This window comes from Kribbella sp., from assembly GCF_035687465.1.
Classification (GTDB): Bacteria; Actinomycetota; Actinomycetes; order Propionibacteriales; family Kribbellaceae; genus Kribbella.
In genome coordinates this window covers 1-9,155 of the sequence record NZ_DASRXP010000724.1, presented here as the reverse complement: position 1 = coordinate 9,155, position 9,155 = coordinate 1, and the positions used below count along the sequence as shown (strand labels likewise).

7 protein-coding genes are annotated in these 9,155 nt (G+C 68.2%); 3 read left to right on the top strand and 4 right to left on the bottom strand.

The window, feature by feature from the left end; genetic code table 11:
* Nucleotides 1-2,336: non-ribosomal peptide synthetase (locus VFG33_RS39365; protein WP_325058140.1), on the top strand; the 2,336-nt coding region annotated here is incomplete at its 5' end.
* Between the two features lie 9 nt (nt 2,337-2,345).
* Here the strand turns inward: VFG33_RS39365 and VFG33_RS39360 are convergent.
* Nucleotides 2,346-3,221 carry an RNA polymerase sigma-70 factor gene (locus tag VFG33_RS39360; protein WP_325058139.1) on the bottom strand — a complete coding sequence of 292 codons (876 nt, stop codon included), beginning with the start codon at nt 3,219-3,221 and terminating at the stop codon, nt 2,346-2,348.
* Nucleotides 3,222-3,384: 163 nt separating this feature from the next.
* Here VFG33_RS39360 and VFG33_RS39355 point away from each other — a divergent pair, with 163 nt between their 5' ends.
* Nucleotides 3,385-3,873 (top strand): carboxymuconolactone decarboxylase family protein, encoded by a 489-nt coding sequence (locus tag VFG33_RS39355; protein WP_325058138.1) that lies wholly within the window; start codon nt 3,385-3,387, stop codon nt 3,871-3,873.
* A 158-nt stretch (nt 3,874-4,031) separates the two neighbouring features.
* Here the strand turns inward: VFG33_RS39355 and VFG33_RS39350 are convergent, their stop codons facing one another.
* The 3 genes from VFG33_RS39350 to VFG33_RS39340 form a co-directional block, all read right to left on the bottom strand.
* Complete coding sequence (locus VFG33_RS39350) at nt 4,032-4,241, bottom strand: hypothetical protein (protein WP_325058137.1); 210 nt, start codon at nt 4,239-4,241, stop codon at nt 4,032-4,034.
* Between the two features lie 291 nt (nt 4,242-4,532).
* Nucleotides 4,533-5,450 carry an ROK family protein gene (locus VFG33_RS39345; RefSeq protein ID WP_325058136.1) on the bottom strand — a complete coding sequence of 306 codons (918 nt, stop codon included), beginning with the start codon at nt 5,448-5,450 and terminating at the stop codon, nt 4,533-4,535.
* Nucleotides 5,451-5,747: 297 nt separating this feature from the next.
* Nucleotides 5,748-7,325 carry an alkaline phosphatase D family protein gene (locus VFG33_RS39340; protein ID WP_325058135.1) on the bottom strand — a complete coding sequence of 526 codons (1,578 nt, stop codon included), beginning with the start codon at nt 7,323-7,325 and terminating at the stop codon, nt 5,748-5,750.
* Between the two features lie 153 nt (nt 7,326-7,478).
* Here VFG33_RS39340 and nagZ point away from each other — a divergent pair, with 153 nt between their 5' ends.
* Nucleotides 7,479-8,969 carry a beta-N-acetylhexosaminidase gene (nagZ, locus tag VFG33_RS39335; protein WP_325058134.1) on the top strand — a complete coding sequence of 497 codons (1,491 nt, stop codon included), beginning with the start codon at nt 7,479-7,481 and terminating at the stop codon, nt 8,967-8,969.
* Nucleotides 8,970-9,155 lie beyond the last annotated feature (186 nt).

Below are 9,155 nucleotides of genomic sequence, written 5' to 3'. Positions count from 1 at the left end.
GGGCCCGGGATCTGGAGTACTGGCAGGGTGTGTTGAGTGGCGCGCAGCCGTTGGTGTTGCCGACGGATCGGCCGCGGCCGACGGCTAGCGAAGGGGCGGCCAAGTACGTTCACGAGCTGGACGCGGAGCTTGGGGACGCGGTGTTCGCGTTCAGCCGGGATCGTCGTGTCAGTCCGTTGATGACGATGCTCGCGGCTGTCGGCACGGTGCTGGCACGGTTCGCCGCTCAGGACGACATCACGATCGGTACTGCCGCGCTGCGGCGACCTGGTACTGCGAACGCGACTGCGGCGCCGAACCCCGAAACGGTTGGACAAAGCAACAAGACCATTGCGCAGAGCAATGATGAAGCCGTTGCCCAGGGCTCCAATGTGGCTCAGAGCTTTCACCCGTTGCCGTTGCGGGTTGACTTGTCGGGGGAGCCGGATCTCGGGGAGTTGGCGCAGCGGGTGCGGGAGGCAACGACCGGCGCGTTCGATCATGCCTCGGTCGATCTCGGGGTGTTCGAGCAGGACCCGTTGTTCCTGGTACTGGTCGAGTTCGAAGCCGGTGATGACGAGCTCACGCCCGGGCTCGACCTCCGGCTCACGCTCGCGCATCACCCCGCCGGCATCAGCTGCACCGCGGACTACCGCGACGGGCTCTTCGACGAGTCCAGCATCAAGCGACTCCTCGGTTACCTCGAGGCCGTACTGCGTCGCGCCACCGCCGAGCCCGAGTTGTCCCTTCCGGAACTCATGATCCCGATCGACTCCGACCGGCAGGAACTCCAGGAGCTCGAAGGCCTGGCCCCGAAGACCGGACCGATCGGCCGCGTACGCCGGAACGCCGTGGTGGCTGGGGAACTCAGCGGCCTGCACACGATGTTCGAGCAGCAGGTGGCGAGGACGCCCGACGCGACCGCGTTGATCCACGGGGATCGCGACCTGACGTACGCCGAACTGGATCGCCGGTCGAATGCGATCGCGTGGCAGTTGGTCGACCTCGGCGTGAAGCCGGGGCAACTCGTCGCCATCCGGGTCGCCCGTGGCGCGGAACTCGTCGTCGCAGTACTGGCTGTGCTCAAGTCCGGTGCAGCCTACCTGCCGCTGGACCCCGGCGTACCGGAGTCGCGGTGGGCCTACATGACCTCCGACGCGGGAGCGGTCGCGCTCGTCGGGGATGACGCGGCGCTGGCGGATCGCCTTAGCCTGAAGCTGGTTCCGGTCGCGGCCGTGGACGGCGACGCGCGCGCCAACCAGGCTCCGCCGGTTCGGGCAGCGGCAGATGATGTTGCCTACTGCATCTATACGTCCGACTCGACGGGCAACCCGAAGGGCGTCGCGGTTCCGCATCGCGGCCCGGTCAATCTGGTCCGTCAGTACCTGCGGACCCGGCCGTCGCTGCGGACCTTGCAGTGGACCTCGTTCGGGTTCGACGTGCACGTCGAGGAGATGTTCACCGCGCTCGCGTCGGGCGCCGCGCTGGTACTGATCGGCGAGGACGACCGGTACGACCCGGATGCGGTGGTCGCCGCGCTCGCGGAGTACGAGGTCGAAAGGCTGTTCATGACCTTCACCCCGTTGACCGCGCTGCTCGCGACCATGCCCGAGATGCCGAAACTACCCGCGCTGCGGGAGGTCGTGGCCGGTGGCGAGGCGATGGTGCTGACGCACGGGATCAGGGAGTTCCTGGAGGCGCATCCGGATATCGCCCTGTACAACGAGTACGGCCCGACCGAGGCGTCGGTGGTCGCGACGATCCACCAGGTCGATCCCGCCGAGGACCGGCCGTCGATCGGCCGTCCCATCGATGGCGTCGTGGTCCGGCTCCTCGACGAGGCACTCCGGTCGGTACCGGTCGGCGCGATCGGGGAGATCCACCTCGGTGGTGTGGCCGTTGCCCAGGGCTACCTCGGACGACCGGACGAGACCGAGGCCGCGTTCGTGAGTGACCCAGCAAATCCGGGCGGGCGGCTCTACCGCAGCCGCGACCTCGGCCGGTGGCGCACCGACGGCACCTTGGACTACCTGGGTCGCGTCGACGACCAGGTGAAGATCCGCGGCCACCGCGTGGAGCCGGGCGAGACCGAGCACGTACTCGCGGATCTGCCCGGGGTAACGGATGCGGTTGTCATCGCCTGTACAGCGCCGGCCGGTGAGACCTGCTTGCTCGGTTACGTCGTACTTGAAGACGACGATCCCGCAGTACTGGCCCGCCTGATGCTGGACCTGACCAAGGAACTACCGATCTACCTGGTCCCGGTGGACCTGATCCCGGTCGACGAACTCCCCCTGGACGACAGCGGCAAACTGGACCGCGCCCTGCTCCCCGAACCCGACTGGCTCAAAGCCTGACGTCTGGAGTCAGCGGCTCACGGTGGTTTCGTGCTCGAGGTGGGACAGCTTCTCGGGGTTGCGGACGAAGTACAGGCCGGTGACGAGGCCGTCGTCGATTCGCATCGCCATGATGCCGTCGGTCTCTCCGTTGAGCCGGACTAGCAGAGCAGGGGAGCCATTGACCTGCACTGCGGACATCTCGGCGTTGACCAGGTTCGAGCCGGCGGCCAGCAAGCGGGCCACCTTGTCGGCTCCCACGATGGGCTGCCGCAAGGCTTGCTTGACTCCGCCACCGTCAGCCATCAGGACGACTTCGGGCGCGAGGATGTCCAGCAGGCTCTGCAGATCGCCTGTGTGGACTGCTCGCTGGAACGCCTCGAGCGCACCGCGGGTCTCGGCCGGAGAGACGACTCCGCGAGGCCGGCGCGCGGCGACATGGGCTCGCGCGCGGTGGGCGATCTGGCGAACCGTGGCCGGGCTCTTCTCGACGGCTTCCGCGATCTCGTCATACTCCAGAGCGAAAACCTCGCGCAGCAGGAACACCGCCCGCTCCGTCGGTCCGAGGGTCTCCAGTACTAGGAGCATCGCCATCGAGACGCTTTCTGCCAACTCCACGTCCTCGGCCACATCCGGCGCGGTGAGCAACGGCTCAGGCAACCACGAGCCGACGTAGGACTCCTTGCGACGGCCGAGCGTGCGTATCCGGATCAGCGCCTGGCGGGTGGTGATCCGGACCAGGTACGCGCGCTGGTCCCTCACCGTGTCGAGATCGACGCCCGCCCACTTCAACCAGGTCTCCTGGAGAACGTCCTCCGCGTCTGCGGCCGACCCGAGCATCTCGTAGGCGACCGTGAAGAGCAGGTTGCGGTGGGCAACGAATGCCGCAGTACCAGGGTCCGGCATAGGTGACTCCTCACTCTCGACTGTGCCGCCCACAAGACGCCGGATCCCACCGGTTTGTGACACCGAAGATCGGTGGCTCACGTCACACCACCGCGCTGTCACGTCGATCGGGTGGCCGGCATCTTGTGTTCGTCAGTGCAACTCCACTAGTGAGGACGATGTCATGGAGCCCCGTTTCAACCTGTTCGACAGCCCGACCGCCGCGAAGGTCTCCAAGCGGTTCTACAACACTGCGCTGGCCCTGGAGCAGTCGGCGCTGCCGAAACCTCTGCGGGAACTGGTGGAACTGCGCGTCAGCCAGATCAATGGCTGCGGTTTCTGCGTTGACTTCCACACCAAGGAGGCCGCGGCCGCCGGGGAGACCTCTGTCCGGCTCCACCTGGTCGCCGCCTGGCGCGAGTCCAGCGTGTTCACTGAGGCCGAGCGAGCGGCGCTGGCGCTCGCCGAGGAGGGCACCCGGCTCGCCGACGCCCACCAGGGCGTGTCCGACGAGACCTGGGCCGCGGTGCGCAAGCACTACGACGATGACCAGGTCGGCGCACTGGTCTGCGTGGTCGCCATGATCAACGCGGCCAACCGGATGGGCGTGATCGTGCGCAACCCGGGAGGTTCCTACGAGCCCGGCATGTTCGCCGCGCTAGAACTCAACTGACCGGCAGACGAATCCCGGCCGGCACGGATCTGGGCCGGCCTCGCGTCCCGGAGTACCCCGGGACGTCGGTTCTGCACCGTGGACGGGGGTTTGTGCGCGATGGCAGCCTCCCGCTACCACCACGCCCACCGTCCGCGGTGCAGAACCCGCGTCGATCCTCATCCCTCCTGAGGATCGATCGCACCCCTGACTCCTCGGCGCAGCAGCCCGTGGGCGCTGGTCACGCTGATGAGCAGGGCAAACACGGCCCAGACGGATCCGACGTCGCCCAGGTCCGGCCCGTTCCCACGGGAGCCGGCAGCGACGGCGGTGCTGACCGCGGCGACCGCGATCAGAGGGCCGAGCATCAGTAGTACGACCACGTCCATCAGGACCTGTCCCTACGGTCGAGTGTTGCCCCGGACAACACTGTTTGGACATGCGTACGGCTGAGCTGTCCGCGCGAGCGGCGGAGAGTTTCCTCTCCGCCGCACACGCGTACGGTCAATCCCTGGCAGGCAGGCCCCCCTGATTGCCCTTGGATGACGTGCCCCCACCCCATCCATCCGTTGCATCGGGTGGACAGGGGTGGTCGTTACAGGGTTCCTGGCAATTGGGTAAAAATTGCACAAAATTGCGCGGGAGACCCCTTTCCGCGCGGCAGGAGTGTGTGCAGAGGGTTACCGGAGGGCGTCCCAGGCCAGCCGGGCCGCTCCGAGCAGGCCGGCGTTGTCCAATTGGGCCGGCTCGACGGTGAGGTCGGCGACGAAAGGGAGCTGCGCGAGCCGCTTCACCCAGCGCTGGACCGGGTCGAACAGCACCGGGCCGGCCTTCGCCACCCCGCCGCCGATCACGACGGTGGTCAGGTCGACCGTGACGGCGGTCGCAACGATGCCCGCGGCAAGAGCCTGAGCGCCGTCATCGAAAACCTGTACTGCGATCCCGTCGCCGGCCGCCGCGTCTGCCGACAGCACGGCTGCGTCCACGGTCTCGGTCGGCCGCCAGCCCTTGCGCTGGGCCCGGGCGACCATCCGTGGCCCGCTCGCGTAGGTCTCGACACACCCGTACGACCCGCACGCGCAGGCCTCGCCGTCCAGGTCCACCACCATGTGCCCGAGGTGCGCCGCATTCCCGGACTGCCCGAGCAGCGGCCTCCCCTCGACCACGATGCCGCCGCCGACACCGGTCGACACCACGATGCCGAGCAGGTTGTCGACGTTGCGTCCGGCACCGGTCCAGAACTCGCCGAGCGCGAAGCAGTGCCCGTCCACGCCCAGTTCCACCGGCACGTCACCGACCAGCGCCCGGACCCGGTCGACGAGGGGGAAGTTCCGCCAGCCGGCGATGTTGACCGGCGAGACCAGACCGTGCTTCTGGTCGAGCGGCCCGGCCGAGCCGATCCCGACCGCGGCCGGGCTCAGGTCGCCCTGCACCCGGCCGATCAGTTCGCCCAGCGCGGCGAAGACCTGGTCCGCGTCGCCGGGCGGCGTCTGGATCCGGTCTCCGGTGAGGATCTCGCCGTCCGCGGACACGATCGCGGCGGCCATCTTCGTGCCGCCGATGTCGATGCCGAGAACAGCCGTTGCCTCGTCGCTCATGGTTCCCCTGTCAGTGCGAGTGCGGAGTGCGCTGTGCGGTCACGGTCATCTGGCTCCGTCGAGAGCGGTCAAGGTCGAGAGACAACGTTATCCGTAACCGGCCGATTCAGCGAGAGCTCGATCACGGACTTTGGCCATCCTCCCGCACGGGAGGGCCATACATTTGCCATGACAAAGGCTGACAACGATGGCGTCGGCAGGGCACGGACAGGGCGGATCTTGCTATCAGTGACGGCCGGGGAAAGAGAGAACCGCCATCCGGCCCAGCGGCCGGATGGCGGTTCCTGTCAGAGCGGGTCAGACCTGGTTGAGGCCCGGCGAACCTGCTTCGACCACGAAGGACGCCCGGGTCGAGATCGGGGCTCCGGGAGTCGTGACGTGCGGCAGCACCTTGAAGTCGGCGCGCAGGCTGTCGCGCTCGATCCGGGTGCTGACGTAGCCGCGCTGATTGCTCACCAGCTTGATGTGCGGGTTCTCGGCCAGCAGTTGGAGCTCGCCGGCCGTCGGCGTGGCCGTGCCGTCGCCGCCGGAGGTGATCGAGGTGGTCACCAGTTCGACGCCGACGGTGGCCGAGTCCGGGTTGCGGAAGTCGGCCTTGAGGTCGTTCGCGTAGTGCTTGTGGACGTCGCCGGTCAGTACGACCGGGTTCTTCACCCTGCGCTGCTGGATGCCGTCGAGGATCCGCTGCCGCGACGCGACGTACCCGTCCCAGGCGTCCATGCTGAAGCTGACCGCCGGTCCGGCGGTGAAGTCGCGGGCGGCGAAGAACACCTGCTGTCCGATCACGTCCCAGGTGGCGGAGGACCGGCCGAGGCCGTCCAGCAACCACTTCTCCTGCTGCGGACCGGTGATCGACCGGGCCGGGTCGAGCGCGGCCGGGCAGTCCGAGGTGGTGTCGTTGCAGGCCTGGTCGCTGCGGTACTGCCTGGTGTCGAGCATGTGGAACGCCGCCAGCCGACCCCACTGGATCCGCCGGTAGATCTGCATGTCGATGCCACTCGGAATGCTGCTGCGCCGCAGCGGCATGTTCTCGTAGTAGACCCGGTACGCCGCCGCGCGCCGCTCCAGGAAGCCTGCCTGCCCGGGAGGCGACGGGATCTCGTCGGCGTAGTTGTTCTCCAACTCGTGGTCGTCCCAGACGACGACCCACGGTGCCACCTGGTGCGCGGCCTGCAGGTCGGGGTCGGCACGGTACTGCGCATGCCGCACCCGGTAGTCGGCCAGGGTCCAGATCTCCTTGGCAGGGGAGTGCGTCCGGTCCCCTGTACCACCGGCCCCTTCGTAGATGTAGTCGCCCAGGTGAACGATCAGCGACGGGTGCTCCTCGGCCATTCGCCGATAGGCGGTGAAGTAGCCGGCGGGGAAGTTCGAGCAGGAGACGAACGACATGGCCAGGGGAGAGCCGTAGGTGCCGGGGAAGGGCGTGGTCACCGTGCGGCCGACCTCAGACAGGTGCCGCTCGCAACGGAACCAGTAGAAGTACTCGCGACCCGGCAGCAGGCCGCTGACCTCGACGTGGACTGCGTGCGCGGACTCCGGTCCCGCCGAGACCACACCGGCCCGGACGACCTTGCGCATCTGTGGATCGAGGGCGAGTTGCCACTGGACCGAGTAGCGGCGGCTGGGCATTCCGCCCAGGCCGTCGGTGGCCAGTGGATCGAGGGCGAGCTTGGTCCAGAGCACCACGCTCTTGTAGTCCGGGTCGCCGGAGGCGATGCCGAGCGTGAACGGATCGCCGAGCGGTTGGGCCGGTCCACCGGACGGGACCGGAACGGGAGAGCCGGCTGCTGAACCGGCCGACAGAGCGCTGATCCCGGCTGCGGTCGCGGCCGAGGCCGCCAGCAGGGTCCGGCGGCTGATGGGTGTGACGGGCATGGGCGGGCTCCGTAACAGTCGTGTGGAATCGATTACCCACCCACCGTCGCGTCGGCAGGCGAACCTCGGATGACCTACAGGCGTCGAGGTGAGGAAGGTTCCGACGCAGACTCGGACTGGTGTTCCGAGGGCTGGACAGGAGAGGGTGTCCGGATGACTGAACAGTCGAAGACCTTCTCCGCCTCCGAGCCCCAGTCGGTGGATCGTGACGCCGCCGGCGCGCTGATCGTCGGCTTCACCGGAACCACCGCCCCGGACGACCTACGGCGAGCCGTCGCCGACGGTCTGGGTGCCGTCATCCTGTTCACCCGCAACGTCGCCGACGCCGAACAGGTCACCGCCCTGACCGCGTCCCTGCGGGCGGAACGGCCGGACCTGCTGATCGCGATCGATCACGAAGGCGGCGAATTCAGTCACCTCGCCCCCGCGAACCCGTGGCCGCTGGCCTCGCCCCGCTCGCTAGGCGCGCTCGACGACCTGGACCTGACCCGAGCCTCGGCCCGGGACGCCGCGGCGACCCTCGCCTCACTCGGCATCGACCTGATGCTGGCCCCGTCGGTCGACGTGAACAGCAATCCGGCGAACCCGGTGATCTCGACCCGATCCTTCGGTACGACGGCCGGCGTCGTCTCACGGCACGGTGTCGCCTTCGTCGAGGGCGTCCACCAGGCCGGCATCGCCGCCTGCCCGAAGCACTTCCCGGGCCACGGCGACGTCGCGGTCGACTCCCACCTCGCCCTGCCACGGGTGGACCGTTCGATCGAGGAGGTCACCGCCGTCGAACTGGCGCCGTTCAAGGCCACGATCGACGCCGGCGCCGACGTCATCATGAGCGCCCACATCATCTTCTCCGCGTACGACGATCAGCCGGCCACGTTGTCTCACCGGATCCTGCACGGATTGCTGCGGGAAGAACTCGGCTTCACCGGGGTGATCACCACCGATGCGCTGGAGATGCAGGCGATCACCGCGACCCGGTCGATCGAGGATGCCGCGGTCGCGTCGATCAGGGCCGGGGCCGACCTGGCGATGATCGCGATCGGCGAAGCGGATCCGCAGGCACTGACCGCGCGCCTGGTCGATGCCGTCGGCAACGGATCACTGGACGCCACCCGGCTGGCTGACGCGGCCCGGCGGGTCCGTGAACTCGCTGCAGCCCTTGCTCAAAGGACCCGTCAGCCCGGGCTCGACGGTGCGCCGATCCGCGAGGTGGCGGCACGGACGGTGGCTGGGCAAGAATTCACGGCACTCGGCGGATCGCCGTACGTGGTGGATCTGACGCAGGGACTGCACCCAGCCTGGAACCCCTACTTCAGCGGCCTTCCCGAGGTGTTCGCGCGGATCGCTCGGGGGTCGGACGGCGTCGTCCTGCGCGGCGAAGACGCCGACGCCCTGTCGGCCGCCCAAGCCGCCGCGATCGGCCGCCCGCTGGTCGTCGCAATCCAAGACGCAGTCCGTACTCCGTGGATGCGCGCCGCCCTCGGCCGACTCCTCGAGGACCACGAGGGCGACGTCTTCGTCCTTTGCACAGGCATCCCAGAAGACCGCGCAATCGTCCCAGCCGCTGTACCTACCGCAGTAACGTATGGCCGCAACCTCGTAGTACTGGAGGAAGTAGCCAAAGCCCTAACCCGCCAGCCGTAACACCGGTGCGTCGGGTGGGGGTGGTTCGCGGGCCGGTAGGTGGATGTGGTTCGCGTCGCCGGGCTGCGTGAGTTTGCTAGTCGCGGTGAGGTGAGTCAAGGGCGCTTCGCGGCCCTTCGGGCTCGAACAAGTTCGACCCTTGACACACCTCACCACGACCAGGGAAGGACGCAGCTACGCCCGGAG